Source organism: Micromonospora sp. NPDC053740 (assembly GCF_040677775.1).
Taxonomy (GTDB): domain Bacteria; phylum Actinomycetota; class Actinomycetes; order Mycobacteriales; family Micromonosporaceae; genus Micromonospora; species Micromonospora alfalfae.
The window spans coordinates 312,563-335,411 of the sequence record NZ_JBFASO010000005.1; the positions used below are offsets into that span (position 1 = coordinate 312,563).

The 22,849-nt window shown below is 71.9% G+C and carries 25 protein-coding genes; 12 read left to right on the top strand and 13 right to left on the bottom strand.

The features are described 5' to 3' along the window. Nucleotides 1–13: 13 nt before the first annotated feature. From AB0K35_RS16600 to dut, 3 genes are all read right to left on the bottom strand, one after another. Complete coding sequence (locus AB0K35_RS16600) at nucleotides 14–394, bottom strand: OB-fold nucleic acid binding domain-containing protein (protein ID WP_238671853.1); 381 nt, start codon at nucleotides 392–394, stop codon at nucleotides 14–16. A gap of 114 nt (nucleotides 395–508) precedes the next feature. After that, on the bottom strand, nucleotides 509–1,171 hold the full coding sequence (locus AB0K35_RS16605; protein ID WP_357362445.1) for a DUF3710 domain-containing protein: 663 nt from the start codon (nucleotides 1,169–1,171) through the stop codon (nucleotides 509–511). Between the two features lie 25 nt (nucleotides 1,172–1,196). Further along, nucleotides 1,197–1,733: a dUTP diphosphatase gene (gene dut / locus AB0K35_RS16610; RefSeq protein WP_238671851.1), complete on the bottom strand. Its 537-nt coding sequence runs from the start codon at nucleotides 1,731–1,733 to the stop codon at nucleotides 1,197–1,199. Between the two features lie 90 nt (nucleotides 1,734–1,823). Here dut and AB0K35_RS16615 point away from each other — a divergent pair, with 90 nt between their 5' ends. Beyond that, on the top strand, nucleotides 1,824–2,351 hold the full coding sequence (locus AB0K35_RS16615) for a DUF3093 domain-containing protein (protein ID WP_238671850.1): 528 nt from the start codon (nucleotides 1,824–1,826) through the stop codon (nucleotides 2,349–2,351). A 172-nt stretch (nucleotides 2,352–2,523) separates the two neighbouring features. Here AB0K35_RS16615 and AB0K35_RS16620 read toward each other — a convergent pair whose 3' ends face one another. Together AB0K35_RS16620 and AB0K35_RS16625 are read right to left on the bottom strand one after the other, a co-directional pair. Further along, nucleotides 2,524–3,375, bottom strand: a complete 852-nt coding sequence (locus AB0K35_RS16620) for a hypothetical protein (protein ID WP_363886006.1) — start codon at nucleotides 3,373–3,375, stop codon at nucleotides 2,524–2,526. 119 nt (nucleotides 3,376–3,494) lie between these two features. Beyond that, the gene (locus tag AB0K35_RS16625; protein WP_007075406.1) at nucleotides 3,495–3,791 is read right to left on the bottom strand and encodes a DUF4193 domain-containing protein; all 297 of its coding nucleotides are present in this window, start codon (nucleotides 3,789–3,791) and stop codon (nucleotides 3,495–3,497) included. Nucleotides 3,792–4,223: 432 nt separating this feature from the next. On the opposite strand from AB0K35_RS16625, the gene AB0K35_RS16630 reads away from it, so the two are divergent. Then, nucleotides 4,224–4,736, top strand: a complete 513-nt coding sequence (locus AB0K35_RS16630) for a LytR C-terminal domain-containing protein (RefSeq protein WP_238671977.1) — start codon at nucleotides 4,224–4,226, stop codon at nucleotides 4,734–4,736. Between the two features lie 236 nt (nucleotides 4,737–4,972). On the opposite strand, the gene AB0K35_RS16635 is transcribed toward AB0K35_RS16630, so the two are convergent. Continuing rightward, nucleotides 4,973–5,791 carry an inositol monophosphatase family protein gene (locus AB0K35_RS16635; protein ID WP_238671848.1) on the bottom strand — a complete coding sequence of 273 codons (819 nt, stop codon included), beginning with the start codon at nucleotides 5,789–5,791 and terminating at the stop codon, nucleotides 4,973–4,975. A gap of 667 nt (nucleotides 5,792–6,458) precedes the next feature. On the opposite strand from AB0K35_RS16635, the gene AB0K35_RS16640 reads away from it, so the two are divergent. Continuing rightward, nucleotides 6,459–8,057, top strand: coding sequence for an RNA polymerase sigma factor (locus AB0K35_RS16640; RefSeq protein WP_238671847.1), 1,599 nt, complete (start codon nucleotides 6,459–6,461; stop codon nucleotides 8,055–8,057). Between the two features lie 245 nt (nucleotides 8,058–8,302). Beyond that, nucleotides 8,303–8,536: a hypothetical protein gene (locus AB0K35_RS16645; RefSeq protein WP_091402071.1), complete on the top strand. Its 234-nt coding sequence runs from the start codon at nucleotides 8,303–8,305 to the stop codon at nucleotides 8,534–8,536. 559 nt (nucleotides 8,537–9,095) lie between these two features. On the opposite strand, the gene AB0K35_RS16650 is transcribed toward AB0K35_RS16645, so the two are convergent. From AB0K35_RS16650 to AB0K35_RS16660, 3 genes are all read right to left on the bottom strand, one after another. Further along, the gene (locus AB0K35_RS16650; RefSeq protein ID WP_363886008.1) at nucleotides 9,096–10,829 is read right to left on the bottom strand and encodes a DEAD/DEAH box helicase; all 1,734 of its coding nucleotides are present in this window, start codon (nucleotides 10,827–10,829) and stop codon (nucleotides 9,096–9,098) included. 190 nt (nucleotides 10,830–11,019) lie between these two features. Further along, nucleotides 11,020–11,682 (bottom strand): trimeric intracellular cation channel family protein, encoded by a 663-nt coding sequence (locus AB0K35_RS16655; protein WP_363886011.1) that lies wholly within the window; start codon nucleotides 11,680–11,682, stop codon nucleotides 11,020–11,022. 40 nt (nucleotides 11,683–11,722) lie between these two features. Beyond that, nucleotides 11,723–11,941, bottom strand: coding sequence for a DUF3039 domain-containing protein (locus tag AB0K35_RS16660; RefSeq protein ID WP_007456912.1), 219 nt, complete (start codon nucleotides 11,939–11,941; stop codon nucleotides 11,723–11,725). An 88-nt stretch (nucleotides 11,942–12,029) separates the two neighbouring features. On the opposite strand from AB0K35_RS16660, the gene AB0K35_RS16665 reads away from it, so the two are divergent. Continuing rightward, a complete protein-coding gene (locus AB0K35_RS16665) occupies nucleotides 12,030–12,965 on the top strand; it encodes a pseudouridine-5'-phosphate glycosidase (protein WP_363886013.1) in 936 nt (311 codons plus the stop codon). Then, complete coding sequence (locus tag AB0K35_RS16670; RefSeq protein WP_363886015.1) at nucleotides 12,962–13,861, top strand: PfkB family carbohydrate kinase; 900 nt, start codon at nucleotides 12,962–12,964, stop codon at nucleotides 13,859–13,861. Before AB0K35_RS16665 ends, AB0K35_RS16670 begins: the two co-directional genes overlap by 4 nt. Before the next feature lie 64 nt (nucleotides 13,862–13,925). Here AB0K35_RS16670 and AB0K35_RS16675 read toward each other — a convergent pair whose 3' ends face one another. Next, a complete protein-coding gene (locus tag AB0K35_RS16675; RefSeq protein WP_181518647.1) occupies nucleotides 13,926–14,285 on the bottom strand; it encodes a DUF3099 domain-containing protein in 360 nt (119 codons plus the stop codon). 104 nt (nucleotides 14,286–14,389) lie between these two features. Here AB0K35_RS16675 and AB0K35_RS16680 point away from each other — a divergent pair, with 104 nt between their 5' ends. Then, nucleotides 14,390–14,677, top strand: a complete 288-nt coding sequence (locus tag AB0K35_RS16680; protein ID WP_124771959.1) for a hypothetical protein — start codon at nucleotides 14,390–14,392, stop codon at nucleotides 14,675–14,677. A 13-nt stretch (nucleotides 14,678–14,690) separates the two neighbouring features. Next, nucleotides 14,691–15,002, top strand: a complete 312-nt coding sequence (locus tag AB0K35_RS16685; RefSeq protein WP_124858894.1) for a hypothetical protein — start codon at nucleotides 14,691–14,693, stop codon at nucleotides 15,000–15,002. A gap of 9 nt (nucleotides 15,003–15,011) precedes the next feature. Here the strand turns inward: AB0K35_RS16685 and AB0K35_RS16690 are convergent, their stop codons facing one another. Next, on the bottom strand, nucleotides 15,012–15,602 hold the full coding sequence (locus tag AB0K35_RS16690) for an HhH-GPD-type base excision DNA repair protein (RefSeq protein ID WP_238671976.1): 591 nt from the start codon (nucleotides 15,600–15,602) through the stop codon (nucleotides 15,012–15,014). A 95-nt stretch (nucleotides 15,603–15,697) separates the two neighbouring features. On the opposite strand from AB0K35_RS16690, the gene AB0K35_RS16695 reads away from it, so the two are divergent. Together AB0K35_RS16695 and dtd are read left to right on the top strand one after the other, a co-directional pair. Next, on the top strand, nucleotides 15,698–17,182 hold the full coding sequence (locus AB0K35_RS16695; protein ID WP_363886018.1) for a methyltransferase: 1,485 nt from the start codon (nucleotides 15,698–15,700) through the stop codon (nucleotides 17,180–17,182). Continuing rightward, nucleotides 17,182–17,604, top strand: coding sequence for a D-aminoacyl-tRNA deacylase (gene dtd / locus AB0K35_RS16700; RefSeq protein ID WP_363886021.1), 423 nt, complete (start codon nucleotides 17,182–17,184; stop codon nucleotides 17,602–17,604). Before AB0K35_RS16695 ends, dtd begins: the two co-directional genes overlap by 1 nt. Nucleotides 17,605–17,719: 115 nt before the next feature. On the opposite strand, the gene AB0K35_RS16705 is transcribed toward dtd, so the two are convergent. Continuing rightward, nucleotides 17,720–18,508, bottom strand: a complete 789-nt coding sequence (locus AB0K35_RS16705; RefSeq protein ID WP_238671975.1) for a sporulation protein — start codon at nucleotides 18,506–18,508, stop codon at nucleotides 17,720–17,722. A gap of 244 nt (nucleotides 18,509–18,752) precedes the next feature. Here AB0K35_RS16705 and sigB point away from each other — a divergent pair, with 244 nt between their 5' ends. Both sigB and AB0K35_RS16715 read left to right on the top strand, forming a co-directional pair. Further along, on the top strand, nucleotides 18,753–19,757 hold the full coding sequence (gene sigB / locus AB0K35_RS16710) for an RNA polymerase sigma factor SigB (RefSeq protein ID WP_363886023.1): 1,005 nt from the start codon (nucleotides 18,753–18,755) through the stop codon (nucleotides 19,755–19,757). A gap of 104 nt (nucleotides 19,758–19,861) precedes the next feature. Further along, complete coding sequence (locus tag AB0K35_RS16715; RefSeq protein WP_238671839.1) at nucleotides 19,862–20,269, top strand: VOC family protein; 408 nt, start codon at nucleotides 19,862–19,864, stop codon at nucleotides 20,267–20,269. Nucleotides 20,270–20,279: 10 nt separating this feature from the next. Here AB0K35_RS16715 and AB0K35_RS16720 read toward each other — a convergent pair whose 3' ends face one another. Continuing rightward, nucleotides 20,280–22,835, bottom strand: coding sequence for a GNAT family N-acetyltransferase (locus tag AB0K35_RS16720; protein WP_363886025.1), 2,556 nt, complete (start codon nucleotides 22,833–22,835; stop codon nucleotides 20,280–20,282). Nucleotides 22,836–22,849: the final 14 nt, after the last annotated feature.

A 22,849-nucleotide genomic window follows, 5' to 3' on the forward strand; every position in this document is an offset into this window, starting at 1 on the left:
GTCCGCATTGCCGTCACTTGGGCGAGTCCAGCTCGTAGTAGGGGTTGTAGATGACCTTGCGGTCGTCGCGCACGGCCACCCGGCCACGGGCGGTCAGATGCCGGCCCGGCTCGATCCCGGCGATGTGCCGTCGACCCAGCCAGACCAGGGTGACCACGTCGCTGCCGTCGTACAGGTCGGCCTCAAGGGTGGGCAGGTTGGTGCGCGGCGTGTAGACCACGGTGCGCAGCCGACCGGCGACCGAGACCAGTTGACCCCGGGAGCACTGCTGGGCGGGGATTCCGCCGCACTGGGCGCTCTCCCGACGCAGCTCCTGCGCGTCGATCTCGGCCTCGCTGGCGGTGAACCTCTGCAGGATGCGCCGCAGCGACACCCGGCCCTCGTCGGTCGTCATGACCTCCGCGTCACCCTCTCCACGCTCGCCGTCCCCGGCCGGCCCCGGCGGCGCCGGAACCGTGCCGCCAGCGTACGCCGACGGGGCTGGTTCCGGCGGGCCGGTGCGCGCCGGTCAGACCTGACGCGGCGCGGCGGCGGCGTCGCCCGCCTCGGCCTCGGCCTGGTCGGCGATCTCCCGAGGCAACCGCAGCGGCAGTGGCTCGCGGACCGGCTTCGCCTCCTGCCCACGGTCGACCACCAGGCCGTCCAGGCACTCGACGAGCGGGCCGGCCATGGCCGGGTCGGTGGCCACCGGGCCCTGGAAGACGCCCCGGACCATCCAACGCGGCCCGTCGATTCCGACGAACCGCAGGTTCGTCGCGCCGTCCGGCGTATTCACCTGTGCGTGCAGCTCCGGACCGTACTCGCCGGCGACCTCCTGCGCGCTCGCGCCGTCGCGGAGCAGCGACTGCCGGATCTCCTCGCGCACCTCGTCCCAGATGCCCTCGGACCGGGGGGCGGCGAAGACGCCCAACTGGAGCGCGTTGTCACCGTGCACCAGCACCACCTGCTGGACCACACCCTGCGGGTCGGCCTGCACCCGCACCTCGACGTCGGCGATCGCCGGGATGTGCAGGCTGCCCAGGTCGAGTCGCTGCACGTCGTCGTAGCTCTCGGAGATGTCGTAGGGGCCGCGCTCCAACGTCGGCGTCGCATCGCCCTGGTCCGGGACCTGGGTAGCCCGCTCGCCACGGGTCTGCCGCTCCGCATCGGCCCGCTTTCGGGAGAAGATCACTGCGCCTGCCCTCCGCTGTTCACACTCACCCTGCCACCTCTTCCGTCTGCCCGCGGCCCGGCTCGCTCGGCCGCCGCTCGACCCGGTCCTGGCCCGTCGGCGACGGCACCAACCCGGCGTGCCCACCGGTGGACCCGTGCCCACCGGCCCCGCGTCGGGACGCGGGCAGCTCGACCACCGGCTCGAACCGCGCCCGCGCGACCTGCTGGACCACGAGCTGCGCGATCCGATCGCCGCGGGAGATCTTCGCCGGCACCTCCCGATCATGATTGATCAGGTTGACCAGGATCTCACCCCGGTAGCCGGCGTCGACCGTACCGGGCGCGTTGAGCACCGTCACGCCGAGCCTGGCCGCCAGACCGGAGCGGGGATGGACCAGGGCCACGTACCCCTCCGGCAGCGCGATGGCCACGCCGGTGGGCACCAGGGCACGGCCGCCGGGTGGCAGCTCCACGTCCGCGGCCGCCACCAGGTCGGCCCCGGCATCGCCGGGATGGGCGTACGTGGGCAACGGCAGCTCCGGGTCGAGCAGTTGCACAGGCACGGGTACGACGTCGGTCACGGGTCCCCTCTTCCGTCCGGTTCGCGGGGTGACCCTGCCATCCTGCCGGTTCGTCGAGCCGTCGTGCGCCGTACCCTCGCAGGAGTGAGCATGTCGCCCTCCCCGTCCGCCGATCAGCCGCCGGTCGCCGCCCGCGCCGCGTACACCGAGCGGCTGGATCTGCCCTGGTGGCTGTGGCTGGCCGGGCTGGTCGCCGCCGCGTTGCTGGCCGTCGAGATCTGGATGGGCGCCTCCGGCGTCCGTACCTGGCTGCCGTTCGCCGTGCTGGTGCCGCTCACCGCTGTCGGGCTGTGGTGGCTGGGCCGGATCCGGGTCGGGGTGGCCGACGACGAGCTGCGGGTTGACGACGCCCGCCTACCGGTCCGTTTCGTGGCCGACGTGGTGCCGCTGGACGTGGCCGGCCGACGTGAGGTGCTCGGCGTCGGCGCGGACCCGCTCGCCTTCGTGGTGCAGCGACCGTGGATCGGCGGCGCCGTGCAGGTGGTCCTCGACGATCCCGCGGATCCGACCCCGTTCTGGGTGGTGAGCACCCGCCACCCGGTCGAGCTGGCCGAGGCGGTGCTGACCGCCCGGAACGCCCTGGCGGCTACCCACCCGACCGCGGGCGAGCCGGGCTGACCCGACGCCGAAGGCCTCGCTCAGGAGCCGGCCCGACGGCATGGGCCCGCTCAAGAGCCGATCCGAACGGCGGGGAACCGCTCAGATGCCGGCCCGAACGGCGCAGGGCCGCTCAGGTGCCGGCCCGAGCGGCGAGGGCCGCTCAGGTGCCGGCCCGAGCGGCGAGGGCCGCTCAGGTGCCGGTGGGCGGGCCCGGGAGGGCCGCCGGTGGCGCGGGGCGGGCGATGCCCCGCCGACGCAGGTCGACCTGGAGTTGCTCGGCCATCTGCTGGGTGGCCCGGCGGTTGAGGAAGCTGGCCACCGCCGCGCCGGTCAGGAACGGCCCGAGCGTGGTGAGGTTTCGCCCGAAACGCCGCAGCAGCATGTCCCGCAACTCCTTGCGGGCGGCGGTGCCGAGCACCGCCCCCACTCCCACGCCGGGCACCATCGGGTTGACGCCGCGTTGAGTGGCCCAGGAGTGCACCAACGCGACCGCCCGTTGGCTGCCGGCGGCCGGTAGTGCCACGCCGTGGATCTCGTGCAGCTCGCCGACGAGTTTCAGCTCCACCGCCACCACGGCTACGGTCTCGGCGGCGAGCAGCACCGGCGCGGAGAGCAGGGTCGGGGCAACCGCCCACTCGACGGCGGCGACGCCCCCACCGGCCGCGCCGATCGCGGCAGTGGTCCTCGACGCGTTGCGGATGAGCCGGTCGGCCAGGGCGGCGTCGTCCAGGCCGGGAAAGTGCCGCCGCAGCGTGTCCAGGTCTCGTACCGGGACGTGCGGGGCTACCTCGGCGACGGCGTCGACCATCCACCGCACGGCGGCGCGGGGCTTGAACAGGTCGGAGATGCCCCGCGCACGGGCCTGCCCGACCATCCGGGTCAGCAGTTGACGGCGTCGGGCCGGCGCGATGTCGTCGGCGGTCAACGCCGCGACGGTGGCACCGAGGTCGTCAGCGCCACCGTTGGCGCCGAGGTCGTCAGCGCCACGGGTGACGCCGAGGCCGTCAGCGCCGCCATCGGTGGTGCCGCCTCGATCGCTCATCGGACCTCCCGGTGCTGTGGCTACCCGCTACGAGTCAAGCAGGTACCCACAGCTGCCGCATGCCTACACCGGCAGCGGCGACCCCGTTCAGGAGGCCGCCGCCGGTGTTGTCGTGCTTGTCAGACGCACTCGCGGCAGATCAGCTCGCCGTTACGCTCGACCGCCAGCTGGCTACGGTGGTGGACCAGGAAGCAGCGGGCGCACCGGAACTCGTCCTGCTGCATCGGAAGCACCTTGACCGTGAGCTCCTCGTCGGCCAGATCGGCACCGGGCAGCTCAAAGCTCTCGGCCACCTCGGCCTCGTCGACGTCCACCGCGCCCGACTGTGAGTCGACGCGCCGTGCCTTGAGCTCTTCCAGGCTGTCCTCGCCGAGGTCGACCTCGTCGCGACGCGGGGCGTCGTAGTCGGTGGCCATCGGTTTCACTCTCCCATATCGATGTTGTCGCTTCCGGTTGTAACGCCGGACGACGCTGTTTCGGTTCCGCTGGCCGGCCACCACTTGTGTCGGGCACCCGACCCGAGGACCGAACGGGTCGAGCTCGCCGGGGCGACTCCCCTGCGAGCGCGGAACCTTACCCCCCCTTGGGCGAGGCATGTATACCGCCCTTGCGGCTGAGATGTACGCCCCCGCACGCGAAGTTGTTCCCAATGTGATTCAGGCGACACGAAGATAGGGGTAGTAGTACCCGGTTCGCGGTCGGCGCGCCGGCATGTCGGGCTGTTTCCACGCGACGGCCGGACAACCGTTAACCTCAGCGGCGTATTCGACGGCCGGCGGCCTGAGCGATCGTTCCCGGCCGCCACCACCCACTGAGGTCCGGGGAGTGCCCTGATGAGTTTTGCGCGCGTGCGAGCACTCGTCGTCGTCGGCCTGCTGGCGGTCATCGCCCTGGTCTTCGTCGTCGTGGCCGTGGTCCGCGACAGCCAGGGCAACGTGGGCACCGCAGCGGGTTGCCCCGAGGGCTGGCCTCTGGCGGATCTGACCCTGCGCGAGCGCAAGGACGTCAAGATCAACGTGTTCAACGCCACGGATCAGCCCGGTCTCGCCCACACCGTCGCCGACGAGTTCAGCAATCGACAGTTCCAGGTCAAGAAGACCGGGAACGAGAAGAAGGTCAACAGCGTCGCGGTGCTGCGGTACGGCCCGAAGGGCGTCGGTTCCGCGCACCTGCTCCAGGCGTACTTCCTCAACAACGCCGTGCCGGGCTACGACCCGAAGCGCGCCGACGACACCGTGGACGTGGTGCTGGGCAACGGCTTCCAGCAGCTCGCCACCACCACCGAGGTCAACCAGTCGCTCGGCGACTCGGGTCCGCCGGAGGCTCCCAAGGGCTCGTGCCCATCCCCACCCGCCAAGTGACGGCGTAACCGGCCCACCGCCGCGCCAGGTCGGCGCCCAGCACCGACCTGGCCCGCTACCTGGCTCACCGGCTCTGACCCGCCGACCTGGCCCGCCGGACCTAGCCCGCCGACCTGACCCGCCAGGTCTGGCCCGCCAGGTCTGGCCCGTCGGCCAGAGCTGACCGCCGGGAGGCCGGAGCCAGCCGCCGGAAGGCCGGAGCCGGCCACTCACAGCCGGCCGACCCGGTCCGCCGGTCAGGGACCGCCGGAGGCGTCCAGCGCGGCCAACCGGTCGTGCAGCGGCGCGAAGAGCGCGGGCGGGGCCGCGACCACCAGGTCCGGCCCTGGCGGCCGTCCGGCCAGGCCGGCGACCCGAGCCCCCGCCTCGGCGGCCACCAGCCCGCCGGCCGCCAGGTCCCAGGCCGCAAGACCCTTCTCGAAGTACGCGTCGAGCCGCCCCTCGGCGACCAGGCAGAGATCCAGCGCCGCGGCCCCGAGCCGGCGGATGTCGCGTACGTGCGCGATCAGACCGGCCACCACCTGCGCCTGGTGCGCCCGACGGCCGGCGTCGTAGCCGAAGCCGGTGCCGACCAGCGCCTGCCCCAGATCGACCTCGCCGGAGCAACCCAGCCGGACACCGTCGCGCCAGGCGCCACCGCCGGCTGTGGCGGTCCACTCCTCGCCGGTGCTCACGTTGCGCACCACTCCGGCGACCACCACCCCGTCCACCTCGGCGGCCAGCGAGACCGCGGAGTACGGCAGTCCGTACAGGTAGTTCACAGTGCCGTCGATCGGATCGACGATCCAGCGCACACCGCTGCGAGTCGCCCCGGAAGCCCCCTCGCCATACTCCTCGCCCAGCACCGAGTCGTCAGGGCGCAGCGCGGCCAACGCGTCGAGGATCTGCCGTTCGACCGCCCGGTCGGCGGCGGTGACCACGTCGGTGACGGTGCTCTTGGTGGCGGCGACGACGACCCCCTCGGCGCGCATCCGGTACGCGGTGTCCGCCGCGTCCCGAGCCACCTTCACCGCGATGGTCAGCAGCTCCGACGGGGTCGTGGCCGAGTTGGTCATGATTCGCCTCTTTCCGCACTCCGGGCGCATGTGGGTGGGTGAAACTACCGACCCGACTTCCGAAGATCATCGTTCCCGACGCCGTACGACGGCACCAGACCAGGATCTTTGGCACCTGGGATCCGCTGCGAGGTGGGCGCACCCGCACCGCCCTCGCAGCTTGAGCGGCCGACCTCCGGCAATATGCCCCTTTAGGTTGGTAATGTCGCTTAAATGCTTACCGCCCCGTCCATGCTCGGCTCACAACCGTTGCCCAACCGCGACCTGGTGGGGACGCCACCAGCCGGACCAACAGCGACCTCGGTGATCCACGCGCGCACTCTCCCAACCGCCACGTTGACCTCGTACCGCCTGCTCAAACGGCAGTTCGGACACGATCTGCGCGCCACCGCCCTCGATGACGGAAGCCCTTCGCCGGCAGCGCGGCTATCATTACCGCGAAGCCCATATCTCCGCCCCACCGACGGTCCCCACCGGCGGTACGCGGTGCGGAGCAGGATGATCGCCGCAGACGGCGTTACAATTCACCCCTGCCCACGCGGCACGGACCGCCGACCACCGGCCGGACCGTGACACGAGGGTCCCTCAACCACATCGCCCGGCACGGTAACCCTCGCTGCGCTGGACGAACCCGCCGTGCCCGCTCTTCGCCTCCGGAAGGTCATTCGTGACAGAACCCCGCCAGCCCGGCGCCGACGTTCGCTCGCTCACCGACACCCTGATCGCCCACGCCCAGAGCGCCGGTGGTCAGCTCACGTCGGCTCAGCTCGCGCGCACCGTCGAGTCCGCCGAGGTGACTCCGGCCCAGGCCAAGAAGATCCTGCGGGCGCTCTCCGAGGCGGGAGTGACCGTCGTGGTGGACGGCTCGGCGAGCACCCGCCGCCGCGTCGCCGCGGCCCGCTCGACCACGCCAGCGTCCCGGGCCACCACCGCCAAGACCACCAAGAAGGCCGCCGCGCCGGCCCCGAAGCAGGCGCCCGCCGGCGACGACGCCCCGGCGACGTCGGCCCCGCGCAAGGTGGCCGCTCGCAAGGCGACCGGCGCGGAGGCTGCGACGCCGACGAAGGCGACCAAGTCGACCCGAGCCACCAAGGCGACGGTGGCAGCGGCTGCCGGAGCCAAGCCGACCAAGGCTGGCGGCAAGGCCAAGGGCGAGGGCGCCGAGGGTGAGATCGACCCGGAGGAGCTGGCCGCCGCGATCGAGGACGTGGTGGTCGAGGAGCCGGCTGAGCTGGCCCAGGCCGCCGAGACCGACGCCGCCGCCTCGGCGACCGACAACGACTTCGAGTGGGACGACGAGGAGTCCGAGGCCCTCAAGCAGGCGCGACGCGACGCCGAGCTGACCGCCTCCGCCGACTCCGTCCGCGCGTACCTGAAGCAGATCGGCAAGGTTCCGCTGCTCAACGCCGAGCAGGAGGTGGAGCTGGCCAAGCGGATCGAGGCCGGGCTCTACGCCGCCGAGCGACTGCGGGCTGCCGACGAGGGCGAGGAGAAGCTCGTCCGGGAGATGGTCCGGGACCTGGGCTGGATCTCCCGCGACGGCGAGCGGGCCAAGAACCACCTCCTGGAGGCGAACCTCCGACTGGTGGTGTCGCTGGCCAAGCGCTACACCGGCCGTGGCATGGCCTTCCTCGACCTGATCCAGGAGGGCAACCTCGGTCTGATCCGGGCCGTGGAGAAGTTCGACTACACCAAGGGCTACAAGTTCTCCACGTACGCCACCTGGTGGATCCGACAGGCCATCACCCGCGCCATGGCCGACCAGGCCCGCACCATCCGCATCCCGGTGCACATGGTCGAGGTCATCAACAAGCTTGGCCGCATACAGCGTGAGCTGCTCCAGGACCTGGGCCGCGAGCCCACTCCCGAGGAGCTGGCCAAGGAGATGGACATCACACCCGAGAAGGTGCTGGAGATCCAGCAGTACGCTCGGGAGCCCATCTCACTGGACCAGACCATCGGCGACGAGGGCGACAGCCAGCTCGGCGACTTCATCGAGGACTCCGAGGCCGTGGTCGCGGTCGACGCGGTCTCGTTCTCGCTCCTGCAGGACCAGCTCCAGCAGGTGCTGCAGACGCTCTCCGAGCGTGAGGCGGGTGTGGTACGGCTGCGTTTCGGCCTGACCGACGGCCAGCCGCGGACGCTCGATGAGATCGGCCAGGTCTACGGGGTGACCCGGGAGCGGATCCGGCAGATCGAGTCCAAGACGATGTCGAAGCTGCGTCACCCGTCCCGGTCGCAGGTCCTCCGGGATTACCTGGACTGAGCGGGTTTCGTCAACCGAACGTGTCGTTTTGACCACCTGGTGTGCAACACCAGATGGTGATCGTCCGGATGCACGAATGTGATCGTTGACGTGGCACCCTGGGTGCACGGCACACTGTCCCTTCCAGGTGTGACCTCGGTCCCCCGCGGGCACACAGGGAAGGCAGTGCCTAGTAAGGGTGTTGCACGATAGGTGAGCAACGACCGAAGAGATTGTTCATCGGTGACGACCAGAGGAGGAAGGCGATGACCCCGACCCTCACGCCGCCGCCCGTGACGGCGGCTCCCCCAGCCGCCGATGAACGGTGCGACCGCTGCAATGCTGCCGGGAAGCTCCGGATCACTCTGGCGGGTGGGAGCGAGTTGGTGTTCTGCGGGCACCACGCGAACAAGTACGCGGAGGATCTCGTGAAGATCACCGAGCGGTTCGCGACGGAGCCCGATTTCAGCTGGCGTGGCGCCGACCTGATGGCGAACTAAATCCGCAAACCGACATAGCTGACCGGAGGCACCCCGAGGGTGCCTCCGGTCAACTTTTTTCTGTCCGCGCTCCGCCGCACCCCGCACCCCGCACCCCGCGCAACATCCCTGTTCCTGCGCGGTCTTGACGACCACACCGCCCTCCGGCAGGCCGGGAGCGAGGTCTGGGCGCCACCGACCGTCAAGGTCACGCTCGAAGCAGGATGTAGTGGCCTCCCCGACTCACCGACACCACTAGAACCAGGATGGTGCGCGATCTTGGGATCGGGACGCCCCGACAGGGCATCCATCGCCGTTCCGGGTAGGCAAGCCGCAGCACCGCCCAGGCCCCCGTTGATCCACTCGGGTTCGAGGAAGTCGCGCTGTCCACCTCGCTCGAACACCGCGTCGTCAAGGAAGCCGAGTGGATCACGGCGCAAGCACTGACACCGACCCACACGCCCGCAGGGACACCGACCACCACGGGAGCACGCCACGCCGCAGGTACCACGCGGCCCCGGTCACGGCCCAAAGGCGACACGGCCGACACGGCGCAGTCCGCCACGGCCCCGGAACCGGTCTAGAGGGTCTGCACGGTGGCGATGCGTTCCTCAAGCTGCTCGATGGTGGCCTGGGCGCTCGGCGGTCCGCCGCAGAGCCGGCGCAGCTCGGCATGGATCTTGCCGTGCGGCTGGCCTGTGCGATGGTGTCGGGCGGCCACGAGAGCGTTCAGTTGGCGTCGGAGGGCCACGCGACGCTGAGCGGCGCTCATGGGTGCGGGTGGCGCTGCTGTGGCCGCAGCGGCCGGCTGAGCGCCCCCGTCGGCCGTACGGCGGCGTTGGGCGGCGAGCTGTGCGGCCTGCCGCTTGGTCAGCAGCAGCGAGACCTGGTCGGCGGTGAGCAGACCGGGCAGGCCGAGATATTCCTCTTCTTCGGGGGTGCCGGCCTGGGCCGCGGTGCCGAACGACGCGCCGTCGAAGATCACCTGGTCCAGCTCGGCGGTGGCGGAGAGCGCCGCGAACCGCTTCTCCAACTCCCCGCTGGCCTGGTCGTCGCGCTGCGCGCGTTCCAGCAGGTCGTCGTCGAAACCGTCGGCTTCCTTGGGTTTACCGAGTACGTGGTCGCGCTCGGTCTCCATCTCGCTGGCCAACCCGAGCAGGTGCGGCACGCTGGGCAGGAACACCGAGGCGGTCTCCCCGGGCCGGCGGGCCCGCACGAACCGGCCGATCGCCTGGGCGAAGTAGAGCGGTGTGCTGGCGCTGGTGGCGTAGACCCCGACTGCCAGTCGCGGGATGTCGACCCCCTCGGACACCATCCGCACCGCCACCAACCACCGCTGGTCGGACGCCGCGAACGTCGCGATCCGGGCGGACGCGCCCTGGTCGTCGGAGAGCACCACGGCGGCCTTCTCGCCGGTCACCTGCTCGATCAGCTTGGCGTACGAGCGGGCGGTCTGCTGGTCGGTGGCGATGATCAGACCACCGGCGTCGGCCATGCCCGCGTTGCGCAGCACTGTGAGTCGGGCGTCGGCGGCGCGCAGCACCTGCGGCATCCAGTCGCCGGCCGGGTCCAGGGCGGTACGCCACGCCTGGGCGACCAGGTCCTGGGTCATCGGCTCACCCAGCCGGGCCGCCAGTTCCTCCCCCGCGTTGGTACGCCAGCGGGTCTCCCCGGAGTACGCCAGGAAGAGCACCGGCCGGACCACGCCGTCGCGCAGCGCGTCGGAGTAGCCGTACACGGAGTCGGCGCGGGAGCGCAGCAGCCCGTCCCCGCCCCGCTCGTAGCTGACGAACGGGATCGGGTTGTCGTCGGAGCGGAACGGCGTCCCGGTGAGCATCAGTCGGCGTACGGCGGGTTCGAACGCGTTCTTCACCCCGTCGCCCCAGGACCGGGAGTCGCCGGCGTGGTGGATCTCGTCGAGGATGACCAGGGTGCGTCGGGTCATGGTGCGTCGCCGGTGCACCTGCGGGGCCATCCCCACCTGCGCGTAGGTGACCACCGCGCCGTGGAAGTCGGCCGCGGAGTGCAGGTCGGCGTTGCGGAAGGCGGCGTCGAGTTGGATGCCCACCCGGGCCGCGGCGTCTGCCCACTGGTTCTTGAGGTGCTCGGTCGGGGCGACCACGGTGACCGCCTCCACGGTGCCGTCACCGAGCAGCTCGGCCGCGATCCGCAGGGCGAAGGTGGTCTTGCCGGCGCCGGGCGTGGCGACCGCTGTGAAGTCGTCGCTGCGGCGACGCAGGTATTCCACCAGCGCCTTGCGCTGCCAGGCGCGCAGCGCCGGGAACGTCTCGAGCACCGGCGTCCGGGCTGCCACGCGAAGCTCCTCTCCGACCGCACGATGGCGGACCCCGGGCGAGGGCCACGAGGATCCGCCGCCCATGAAAACGCCTCCGCGCAGAAGCTGCCGCGAAGGCCGACTCAGCATAACCAGCACGGGCCGTCGGGCCCAGGCGACGCCACGCTGGTCACAATCCGGTACCCGATCGAACAGCGGACCGCCCGTCTCACCACTCCCGGTCGGTGCGTGGATCCGCCCCGTCGGCACGCGGCGGGCGCAGCGTGGCCACCGGCGCGGACCAGCGTCGACGCAGCGCAATCAGGCGTAGTCCGAAGACCAGGACGGCGGCGGCGGTGAGCGGCAGGGGCCCGGTCTGCCCGGTGACGTACAGCAGCACCACCAGGACCGAACCGGCCAGTGCGGCCAGCGCGTAGATCTCCCGGCGCAGCACGACGGGGATCTCGGCGGTGAGCAGGTCGCGGCCGAGCCCGCCGCCGATCGCGGTGAGCATGCCGATCAGGCAGGCCCCTACCGCCGGTACCCGGGCGTCGAGCGCCTTGAGCGTGCCGGTGACGGTGAACAGTGCCAGACCGGCCGCGTCCAGCACCAGCACCGTGGTGCGCAGTCGGGCCAGTTGCGGGTGCAGCCAGAAGACGGCGAGCGCGGTGATCGCGGCGGTGGCCGCGTACCGCCAGTCGGCGAAGGCCAGCGGCGGCACCTCGTCGATGACCAGGTCCCGGAGGATCCCACCGCCGAGGGCGGCCACGAAGCCGACGAACGCGACACCGAACAGGTCAAGTCGCTTGGCCACCGCCGCCGAGGCCCCGGAGGCGGCGAACACCGCCACCCCGGTCAGGTCGGCGAGGAGCAGGGCGGTGGAGGTGGTCACCGCCGCAGGCTACGTCGCCGGCCGGAGCACCGGCCGAGGTTCACTCACGGTACGAGTCGTAGATCTCCTTGCACTTGGGGCAGACCGGCGAACCCGGCTTGGCCGCCTTGGTGACCGGGAAGGTCTCGCCGCAGAGAGCGACGACGAAAGTGCCCATGACGGCGCTCTCGGCGATCTTCTCCTTGCGGACGTAGTGGAACATCTCGGGACCGGTGTCGGCGTCCTTCAGCTCCGGACGCTCGAGAACCTCTGTGCTCACGTCTGCACCTCCAACCGACAAGTTTGGCAGGTCATCATGGCCGGGTCCACTTGAGGCCGGCCGAGGCCCCACCCCGTACGGTGCCCGTGTGACTGACTTTCGCATCAGCTACGGCACCGAGGTGGCCGAAGCCCAGCGCGACGGCCGGCCCGTCGTCGCCCTGGAGAGCACCATCGTCTCGCACGGTCTGCCCCGACCGGAGAACCTGCGCGTGGCCAGGGAGATCGAGCGGACGGTTCGGGACGCCGGGGCCGTTCCGGCGACGATCGGCATGATCGCCGGTGAGCTGGTGGTCGGCCTGGACGACGCGCAGCTGACCAGGCTGGCCACTGTCGACGGCGTGACAAAGCTCTCCGTCCGCGACCTCGCGGTCGCCGCCGCGACCGGCGCGGACGGCGCCACCACCGTGGCCGCGACAAGCGCGGTGGCCGCCGCCGCCGGCATCGGCGTGTTCGCCACCGGCGGGCTGGGCGGGGTGCACCGGGAGGCCGAGCACACCTTCGACGAGTCGGCGGACCTGGTCACCCTGGCGCAGACCCCGATCGCTGTGGTCTGCGCCGGGGTCAAGTCGATCCTCGACGTGGGCGCGACGTTGGAGCGCCTGGAGACCCTCGGGGTCGCTGTGGTCGGTTACCGCACCCGCAGGTTCCCCGGCTTCTACCTGACCGACGCCGGCTTCGACCTGGACTGGTCGGTGGACTCACCGGAGCAGGTCGCCGCCGTGCTCGCCGCCCGGGACGAGCACGCCGTGCACACCGGCGGGCTGCTGATCGCCAACCCGCTGCCGGTCGACGAGCAGCTCGACCCGGAGCTGCACGACCGGACTCTCACCGAGGGCCTGGCCCTGCTGGAGCGGGACGGGATCACCGGAAAGGCCGTCACCCCTTACCTGCTCGCGCACTTCCACTCCGCCACCGAGGGCGCGAGCCTGGCGGTGAACGTGCGGATCATCCTGCGCAACGCCGACCTGGCCGCGCGGATCGCGGTCGCCTCGGTGGCCCGCGGCACCGCCGTCCCGGCATGACCCGACCGGCCCGCGTGGTCGTCGTCGGGGACGTGATCACCGACGTGGTCGCCGTGTTGTCCGGGCCGCTCGCGGCCGGCTCGGACACCGGGGCCGTGATCAGTCTCGGCGGTGGCGGTCAGGCGGCCAACACCGCCGCCTGGATCGCCGCGCAGCGGGTGGACGTCACGCTCGTCGGGGCCGTCGGTGACGACGACGCCGGGCGGGACCGGGTCGCCGAGCTGGAACGGGCCGGCGTCGACTGCGCCATCGAACGGGTCGAGGGCGCCCCGACCGGCACTGTCATCGTGTTGGCCGCCGACGACGAGCGCACCATGGTCAGCCAGCGGGGCGCGAACCTGCGGCTGAGCGCCGCGCACGTCGAGCAGGCCCTCGCGGCGGCGTCCGGCGCTGGGCATCTGCACCTGTCCGCGTACACCCTGTTGGACGCGGAGTCGCGCGGCGCGGGGCTGCGGGCGTTGGCCGCCGCCCGCGAGCGCGGGCTCACCATCAGCGTCGACGCGGCCTCCGCGGCGCCGTTGCGGCGGGTCGGCGCGGCGGCGTTCCTGAGTTGGGTACGCGACATCGACCTGCTCCTGGTCAACGCGGACGAGGCCACGGTGCTGGCCGGCGGGCTGGACCCGGCGGCGCAGGGGCGGGCGCTGTCGGCGACGGCTCGGCGGGTGGTGGTGAAGCGCGGCGCGGCCGGCGCGGTCTGGGTGGACCGCACCACTCCGGTCTGTGTGGCCGAGGCGCGGCGGGTGGCGGTGGTGGACGTCACGGGCGCGGGCGACGCCTTCGCGGCCGGTCTGCTCACCGCGTGGCTCGCCGGTGCCACCCCGACCGCGGCGCTGAGCCGGGCCACCGACCTGGGCGCGCTGGCCGTCTCCACCGCCGGCGCGCGGCCACAGGCGTAGCGGTCGGCGCGCGGCCACAGGCGTAGCGCTGCCCTGACCGCTCGAACCCTGGCCCGTTCGCGGGTCAGGGTTCGACGTCGATGACCTTGTGTGGGCGCTCCTCGGCGGTGAGGCTCATCGGCGGGGTGTCGTCCGTGTGCCGGCGGTGGAACCGGTTGGCCAGCCGGTGCTCTTCCTTTGGCGGCCGGTCGTTGGCCAGCAGCACCGCCAGCCAGGGGATGAGCACCATGCCGAGGGCGCACAGTGGCAGCCAGAGCCAGAGCAGTGGGGCGTTCGCACCGACCAGGATCGCGCCGACGATGATGCAGGCCACTCGGATGCCCATCATCAGGACATAGCGGCGCTGACGGCTGTTGAGCTGATCACCCTGGCTGCGCGAGGCGTCGGTGATCAGAATCGGCTGGTACGCCTGACGCTTCACCATGGACCTCCTCGAGGGGGTTACGCCTCATCCTGTCACCGCGGGTCCGTGATCAGCGAACTTCGACCCATCCCGTCGCGTGTTACGCCCGTGGTACGCTCCGCGATGTGGGCAGCAGGTTCAGCTTCACTGACGAGGCGTTGGCCAACCTGAGGGTCTACGACGTCACACCCGGGGAAGTCTGGGAGGCGCTGCACAGCGCCCGACGGGTCATCCGTCATCTGGGTGACGACGTGATGGTGGTCTACGCCGCCGCCCGTCGGGGCCGCCGGCTGGCGGTGCTGCTCGCCGAGGCCGATGGCACCGACAACGACTGGGACATCCTCTCCGCCCGCGAGCTGAGCGACGTCGAGTCCAAGCGCTACGACGAGGCCGTGCGGAGAGACCGCCGATGAGGAGGCCGTGACGATGCACCGTAACGACGCGACCAAGCAGTTCCACGGCGGCGGCGAACGAATCGCCGAGCTGATCGACGAGAGCCCGGCGGCGGAGCTGCCCACCCCCGACAGCGACGTGCCGATGGTGAGCCGCTCGGTGCGGCTGCCACTGGACACCTACGAGCGGGTCCGCGCCGCCGCCGACGCCCGGGGCATCGGGGTCACCACGCTGATGCGCCAGTGGATCGAGGCCGGCCTGGCCGACCTGGACGACTCGGCAACCGTCTCGCTGGCCGACGTCCGGCGCGCGCTGGCCTCGCTGGCGCACCCCACCGCCGCCTGAGCAGACAGCTCAGCCGCCGGTCGTCTTCGCCTTTGCCGCCGCCTTCATCTGCTGCTTGAACTCCCGCACCCGACGCAGCGAATCGGCGTCGGTGACGTCGGCGACCGACCGGTACGCGCCCGGGTCGCCGTAGTCCCCGGCCGCCTTCCGCCAGTCCTGCGGGGTCACCCCGAACCGCTTGCCGAGCAGAGCCACGAAGATCTGCGCCTTCTGCTTGCCGAACCCAGGCAGCGCGGCGACCCGGCGCAGCAGCTCCGGCCCGTCGGCGACCTCGGCCCAGAGGAGCGCCGCTTCACCGTGGTAGCGCTCCACCAGCACCTGGCAGACCTCCTGCACCCGGGCCGCCATCGCCTTCGGGAACCGGTGCAGTGCGGGCGGCTGGGCGAAGAGCGCGAGCAGGGCCTCCGGGTCGTACCCGGCCAGCTCAGCCGCGTCCAGGTCGTGGCCGAGCCGCTGCTGCAGCACGTACGGCGACGAGAACGCCTTCTCCATCGGCACTTGTTGATCAAGAACCATGCCGAGGAGCAGGGCCAACGGGTTGCGCTCCAGCAACCGGTTGGCCTCCGGGTCGATGGGCAGAACGAGCGTCATGCGGACCATCCTGCCCGGCGCTCCGATCGGGGCGGACACCGACGCTCCGACACCATCCGGCGGGTGACCCTGACCCGGGACGCGACGGGAGGCAGGATGTCGGGGTGGACGAACACGACATGCTGCTCTCCCCCGCCGGCGTCGACGCGCTGCGCAGCGCACTGACCCGGACCGGATTCACCAGCCACGGCATCGCCGAGCGGCTGGGCGCCCAGGCGACCGCGGCGGTCGCCCGCAACGACTACCGGGCCGCGCTGCGCGCCACCGAGGAGGGCGACCCGCTCGGCACCCTGATCCGGCTGTTCATCTGCGCCCAGACCGAGTCGGAGGCGGCGGTGACCGCTGCGCTGACGCCGCTGAGCCTGGCCGAGGCCCTCGCGGGCGGGCTGGTCGAGCGGTACGGCGACGGCCTGCGTGCCGGCATCGACCTGGAGCCGTACGGCGAGGACTGGTGGGTGCTCGCCGACGTGCCGGCCAGCGCCCGCCCGGGTCGCCCGTTGCACGCCGAGCACGTCCTTGGCGTCGGCGGGGCGACCCACACCCTGATCGGCGCGACCATGCGCCGGCCGGTCGACACCGCACTGGACCTGGGCACCGGTTCCGGCATCCAGGCCCTGCACCTGGGCACCCACGCCCGGTCCGTGACCGCCACCGATCTCTCCGAGCGGGCGCTGCGCTTCGCCGCGACCACCGCCGCCCTCAACGGTCAGGACTGGGAACTGCTCCGCGGCGACCTGGTCGCCCCGGTGGCCGGTCGGCGGTTCGACCTGGTGGTGAGCAACCCACCGTTCGTGGTCGGCCCCGGCACGACCACGCACGTGTACCGCGACTCCGGCCGGGTCGGTGACGCGATCGGCGCCGAACTGGCCGCCGCCGCCCCGGACCTGCTCACCGAGGGCGGCACCATGCAGTACCTGGCGAACTGGGTGCACGTCGCAGGCGAGGAGTGGGACGAGCGGGTGGCCGGCTGGTTCGCCGGGACCGGCCTGGACGCCTGGGTGATCCAGCGCGAGGTGGCCGACCCGATGGCGTACGTCGACCTGTGGCTCACCGACGTCGGTGAGACCGCCGACCCGCAGCGGATGGCCGCCTGGCTGGACTGGTTCGACGCGCACAAGGTGGAGGGCATCGGCTTCGGCATCGTGTCACTGCGTCGGGGCGGGCACGCCGACCCGGTGGTGCGGGTGGAGGATCTACGCCAGCGGGTGCAGCCACCGCTGGGCGACCACGTCGCCGCCTGGTTCGACCGCCAGGACTTTCTCCGGGTACGCGACACCGAGGCGTTACTCGCCGAGCGCTACCGGGCCGCCGAGGGCCTCCAGCTGCGACAGGAGGCCACCATGGGCGACGAGGGCTGGGGGGTGGACCGGCAGGTCCTCGCGATGCCGCACGGCCTGCGTTGGACCGAGGAGATCGATCCGCTGGTACTGGCGCTGGTCGGTGGCGCCGATGGCCGGCTGCCGCTACGTGACCAGCTCGCCCTGCTCGCCGCCGCGCACGACGTCGAGCCCGACGAGATGGCCGAGGCCGCCGGCCCGATCGTGGCGCACCTGGTGGAGCGCGGCTTCATCGAGCCGGTGAGTGCCTGATGCGGGCTGTGGTGCAGACCGTCGGGCGGGCCAGCGTGACTGTGGACGGCGAGGTGGTCGGTGCCATCGGGAACGGCCTGCTGGTGCTGCTCGGGGTGACCCACACCGACACTGCGGACACCGCTCAGACGATGGCTCGCAAGGTGCACGAGGTACGGATCCTGGACGGCGAGCGGTCCGCCGCCGACGCCGGCGCGCCGATCCTGGTGGTCAGCCAGTTCACCCTCTACGGCGACGTCCGCAAGGGCCGCCGACCGAGCTGGACCGCCGCCGCCCCCGCCGAGGTCGCCGAGCCACTGGTGACAGCTGTGGTCGACGCCCTACGGGAACGAGGAGCGAAGGTGGAGACCGGTCGCTTCCGCACCCACATGTTGGTCGAGAGCACAAACGTAGGCCCCCAAACCCTCCTCCTAGACCTCTAACCCCACCCCACCCCCCCACCGCCCCTGTTGATCATGAAGTTATTGCCCGCCGCCTCGGCGTGTCCTGGCAACAACTTCATGATCAACGGACGAGGAGGGTGGGGTGGGGTGGGGGTTAGGAGAAGAGGCCTCGGCGGGTCAGGGACTGGCGGAGCCAGTTGTCCAGTTCGGCGGTCCAGTCGGTGCGGTCGGCCGTGGCGTGGTCGACAGTGAATCGACCGAAGGCGTCCCGACCCTCGGTGAAGACACCGCCGCGCTTGTCGACCTCCAACACCACCTGCATCTGCTGCGCGTCGGCGATGAAGGTGACCTCCAACTGGTTGATCGAGCGGGCGTACTGCGGTGCCGGACTGAACTCGATCTCCTGGTAGAACGGCAACGTCTGGCGTACGCCGTAGATGTGGCCACGTTCCACATCGGCGCGGGCGAACCGGAAGCCCAACCGCAGCAGCGCGTCCAGCAGTCGCTCCTGCGCCGGCAGCGGGTGCACCGACACGGCGTCCAGGTCGCCCTTGTCGACGGCGCGGGCGACCTCCAGCTCGGTACGCAGGCCCATCGTCATCCCGTGCAGGTGCTGCCCGTACAGCTCGGTGACCGGTGTCTCCCACGGCACCTCGAAGCGGAACGGGAGGTCGTAGCGCTGCCCGGGCTCCAGCCGGAACGAGCCGGTGACCTGCTGGCGGTGGAACTCCTGGGTGGTGTCGTAGTCGTTGTCGCCGGTCTCCACCTCGACCCGGGTGACCAGGCCGAGGGTGACGTGGTCGATGTCGACCTGGTGATCGCCGCCCAGCACCTGGATCCGGCCCTCCAGCTGGCCGCCCGGACGGCAGTTCGCGTTGGCCAGCACCGTCTCCACCGACGGACCACCGACGCCCATCGCCTTCATGAGCCGCTTGAAGACCACACCGTCCTCCAACTGTCGTTTCCGGCCGACCAGAGATGGCCGGCCGTCCGCAACGTAGCCGGGGCGGGCAACCACACACTCGGACGACACACCGCACCAGCGATCCGACGCGATTCCTGTCGGGTGCCCGATCGCCTCACTCCCGTTTTACGCGCCGCCCGCCAAGCTGTTGTCACACCGGCACCACTGGGCCGGGAACACGGCACCGACGTGGAAACGGGGAGAGACAGAGATGGTCCTTCAGATGACGGAACACCGGACGCGCCCGGCCACCACGACCGACACCGACGGGGCCCCCGAAGCCCTCGTCGACCTGGACGCCACCGACGAGCGCGGCATCTCCACCGACCTGGTCCGGGCCTACCTCAACGGGATCGGCCGGACGAAGCTGCTGACCGCCGCGCAGGAGGTAGACCTGGCCCGGCGCATCGAGGCGGGCCTGTTCGCCGACGAGAAGCTTGCCACCTGCACCCCGGTCTCCGCGGAGCTGCGAGCCGACCTGGAGCTGATCGTCGCCCAGGGTCGGGCGGCCAAGGACCACCTGTTGGAGGCGAACCTGCGGCTGGTGGTCAGCATCGCCAAGCGCTACACCGGCCGTGGCATGGCGTTTCTCGACCTGATCCAGGAGGGCAACCTCGGTCTGATCCGGGCCGTGGAGAAGTTCGACTACGCCAAGGGCTACAAGTTCTCCACGTACGCCACCTGGTGGATCCGACAGGCCATCACCCGCGCCATGGCCGACCAGGCCCGTACCATCCGCATCCCCGTGCACATGGTCGAGCAGGTCAACCGGATGGTCCGGGCCCGCCGCGAACTGGCGGTGACGCTGGGCCGCGAACCGACGGTCGCCGAGGTGGCCCGCGCACTGGAGATCCCGGAGATCCAGGTCATCGAGCTGATCTCCTACGACCGGGAGCCGGTCAGCCTGGACCAAGCCGTCGGCGACGACGGTGAGAGCGCGCTCGGCGACTTCGTGGCCTCGGTGGACCCGCGTACCGACTCGGGCGACGCCGCCGCCCAGGGCGAGCTGCGCAACGAGGTCAGCATCGTGCTCTCCACCCTGTCCCAGCGGGAGCAGGCGGTCATCCGCCTCCGGTTCGGCCTGGACGACGGCCGCCAGCGCACCCTGGACGAGGTCGGCCGGGAGTTCGGCCTGTCCCGGGAGCGGATCCGGCAGATCGAGAAGGTGACGCTGCTGAAGCTGCGCGCCCCGGAGCGGGCTCAGCGCCTGGAGGCGTACGCCTGCTGACGCATCCGGTTCCCACGGAAGGCCCCGGCGGTTCGCCGGGGCCTTCCGTGCTGTCGGGGTGCTTGACTGGGACACCGTCTGCTGAACCACGAAGGAGAGCGACGATGAACTGGACGCTGGAAGTGGTGATCGTGCCGGTCTCCGACGTGGACCGGGCGAAGAAGTTCTACGCCGACCAGCTCGGCTTCACTGTGGACCACGACACGGTGATCAGTGACGACGCGCGCATCGTCCAGCTGACGCCGCCCGGCTCGGGCTGTTCGATCGTGATTGGCAAGGGCGTCGTCCCGGAGATGCCGCCAGGCTCACTCAAGGGGCTGCAACTGGTGGTGCCCGACCTGAAGCGGGCCCACGAGGAACTGGTCGGGCGCGGCGTGGAGGTCAGCGAGATCCAGGTGGTGGGTCGGAACCCCCGGCCGGTGCCGGATCCGCTGGACAACGTCGGCTTCGTCTTCTTCGCCGACCCGGACGGCAACACCTGGGGCGTCCAGCAGATCTCCAGCCGCGCCTGACCGGGCCCGCTCACAGACGGCGGGGGCCGGTGTCCGGGCGGGCGGCCACGCCACCCACCCCTACCTGCGCGTGCAGGATCGAGATGCCATCGGGGCGGGCGAGCACCGGGTTGAGGGTCAGCGAGCGCACCCGGGGCTGTTCGTCGGCGAGCTGACCCACCCGTAGCAGCAGATCGGCAAGGGCCGCCCGGTCGACCGGCGCGGCCCCCCGGTGCCCGCGCAGCAACGGCGCCGCCCGGGGCTCGTCGACCAGCTCGGCCGCGTCCCGGTCGGTCAGCGGCACCGCCCGCCAAGCCCGGTCGCCGAGCAGCTCGGTGGCGACCCCGCCCAGGCCGAAGCCGACCACCGGCCCGAACGCGGGGTCTTCCACCACCTCCACCACGCAGGCCACGCCGGGCGGGACCATCGGCTGAACCAGCGCGTCCGCGCCGAAGGTCACCGCCAGGTCGGCGTACGCCCGGCGGAGAGTCGGCTCGTCGGGCAGGTCCAGTCGGACCGCGCCGAGGTCGAGTCGGTGCCGCAGCCCGGGAGCGGCCGCCTTGAGCGCAACCGGGAAGCCCAGCCGCGCCGCCGCGTCGACAGCAGCGTCGACCGAGTCGACGGACACCGAGGCCACCACGTCGATGCCGTACGCGGCCAGCAGCGCGCCCGGGTCGGTGCCGTCGGCCCGGAGCGCGGCCTGCGCGGCAGCCCGATCGAGGTCGGGCAGCTCCGGTGCCACCCCGGGTGGGCGGCGAAGCCACTCGGCGTACCGGTGCGCCCGGGCGAGCGCGCGGACCGCCTCCTCCACGCCGCCGTACGCCGGCACCCCCGGTGGCAGCCTCCCGACCAGGAACGTCGCCACTGTCGGCTTGCCCAGCGCGAGGGCGGACGGCAGTGCGGCGGTCACGTCGGCGTCCACAGCGGTCAGCTGGCCGGGCAGCGGCGGCGCGAACACCACCACCAGGGCGTCCACCCGTTCGTCAGCGGCCGTCTCGGCGAGCGCGGCGGCGAACGTGGCGGCACCGGCGCTCGGCCGGACGTCGCGGGGATAACCGTCGGCCACGCTCAGGCCGTGCCCGACGCAGGCCGTCGCGGCGAGCCCGGTGAGGGCCGAGGAGTTGCCGACCACACCGACCCGGCCGCCGGCCGGCAACGGCTGGTTGGCCAACAGCACACCCACGTCGAGCAGCTCCGGCACGGTGTCCACCCGAATCACCCCGGACTGGGCGAAGAGCGCCGCCACCGCCACCTCGTCCGGCCCGGCGGCGTCACCGACCCCTGGCGGGCGGGCCGGCGAGGCGAGCGCGACGACCGGTTTGGCGCGGCCGATCCGCCGGGCCAACCGGGCGAACTTGCGCGGGTTCCCGAAGGTCTCCAGGTAGAGCATGATCACGTCGGTGGCGGGGTCGTCCTGCCAGTACTGCAGGAGGTCGTTGCCGGAGACGTCGGCCCGATTGCCGGCCGAGACGAAGCTGGACAACCCGAGGCCCCGCCGGTCCGCCTCGGCGAGCAGCGCCACCCCGAACGCACCGGACTGACTGAAGATGCCGACCCGGCCGGCCGGCGGCAACGCCGGGGCGAGGGTGGCGTTGAGGCGTACCGTCGGGTCGGTGTTGGCCACGCCGAGGCAGTTCGGGCCGACGACCCGCATCCCGGCCGCGTGCGCCGCGCGGACCAGTGCCCGCTGGGTGGCCGCGCCCTCGCCGCCGGCCTCGGCGAAGCCGGCCGAGATGACCACCAGGCCGTGCACCCCCGCGGCGGCCGCGTCGGCGACCACGGCGGTCGCCGCCTCCGGTGGGACCGCCACCACCGCCAGGTCCACCGGCGTTCCGGCATCAACCGCCGACGGGTACGCGGGGAGACCCGCCACTGTCGACGCGCTCGGATGCACAGGCACCACCGCACCGGTGAACCCGCCGTCGCGCAGGTGCCCGAGCACCGCCGCGCCGACGCCCTGGCCGGTGGCGCTGGCACCGTAGACGACTATGCCGCGCGGAGCGAGAAGCCGGGCGATCGAGCGGGCCTCGGTGCGGTGCTCCCGGCCGCGCTGCACCTCCAGGCTGGCCTCGGTGGGCGCGATGGGGAAACTCAGGTGGACCACGCCGTCGGCGTACTCGCGCTGGACCTGGTAGCCGAAGTCGGCGAAGACCCGCAGCATCGTCCCGTTGGCCGGCAGCACCTCCGCGACGAAGCTCATGATGTCGTTGCGGCGGGCCGCGTCGGCCAGGTGTTCCATCAGCACCGAGCCGATGCCCCGCCCCTGGTAGGCGTCCTCCACCACGAAGGCCACCTCCGCCTCGGGGGCCTGCGGGCCGAGCCGCTCGTACCGGCCGACCGCGACGATCCGGTCGGCGGCCAGCACCACGAACGCCTCCCGGTCGTGGTGGTCCACTGTGACGAAACGGATCAGATCCCGCTCCGGGATGCGCGGGTACGGCGAGAAGTACCGCAGGTAGCGGGTGCGCTCGGAGAACCGGCTGTGCATCGCCACGATGCCCGGCGCGTCGGCCGGGTCGATCGGGCGCAACTGGACCGTGCTGCCATCGCTGAGCAGCACGTCGACCGGCTGGTCCACTGTCGGCACCGGTACGCCCTCCC

Coding starts and splice junctions, on each gene's coding strand:
- AB0K35_RS16600 (WP_238671853.1), bottom strand. CDS start 394: ATGACGACCGACGAGGGCCGGGTGTCGCTGCGGCGCATCCTGCAGAGG.
- AB0K35_RS16615 (WP_238671850.1), top strand. CDS start 1,824: ATGTCGCCCTCCCCGTCCGCCGATCAGCCGCCGGTCGCCGCCCGCGCC.
- AB0K35_RS16620 (WP_363886006.1), bottom strand. CDS start 3,375: ATGAGCGATCGAGGCGGCACCACCGATGGCGGCGCTGACGGCCTCGGC.
- AB0K35_RS16625 (WP_007075406.1), bottom strand. CDS start 3,791: ATGGCCACCGACTACGACGCCCCGCGTCGCGACGAGGTCGACCTCGGC.
- AB0K35_RS16635 (WP_238671848.1), bottom strand. CDS start 5,791: ATGACCAACTCGGCCACGACCCCGTCGGAGCTGCTGACCATCGCGGTG.
- AB0K35_RS16645 (WP_091402071.1), top strand. CDS start 8,303: ATGACCCCGACCCTCACGCCGCCGCCCGTGACGGCGGCTCCCCCAGCC.
- AB0K35_RS16670 (WP_363886015.1), top strand. CDS start 12,962: ATGACCCGACCGGCCCGCGTGGTCGTCGTCGGGGACGTGATCACCGAC.
- AB0K35_RS16675 (WP_181518647.1), bottom strand. CDS start 14,285: ATGGTGAAGCGTCAGGCGTACCAGCCGATTCTGATCACCGACGCCTCG.
- AB0K35_RS16685 (WP_124858894.1), top strand. CDS start 14,691: ATGCACCGTAACGACGCGACCAAGCAGTTCCACGGCGGCGGCGAACGA.
- AB0K35_RS16690 (WP_238671976.1), bottom strand. CDS start 15,602: ATGGTCCGCATGACGCTCGTTCTGCCCATCGACCCGGAGGCCAACCGG.
- dtd (WP_363886021.1), top strand. CDS start 17,182: ATGCGGGCTGTGGTGCAGACCGTCGGGCGGGCCAGCGTGACTGTGGAC.
- sigB (WP_363886023.1), top strand. CDS start 18,753: ATGACGGAACACCGGACGCGCCCGGCCACCACGACCGACACCGACGGG.
- AB0K35_RS16715 (WP_238671839.1), top strand. CDS start 19,862: ATGAACTGGACGCTGGAAGTGGTGATCGTGCCGGTCTCCGACGTGGAC.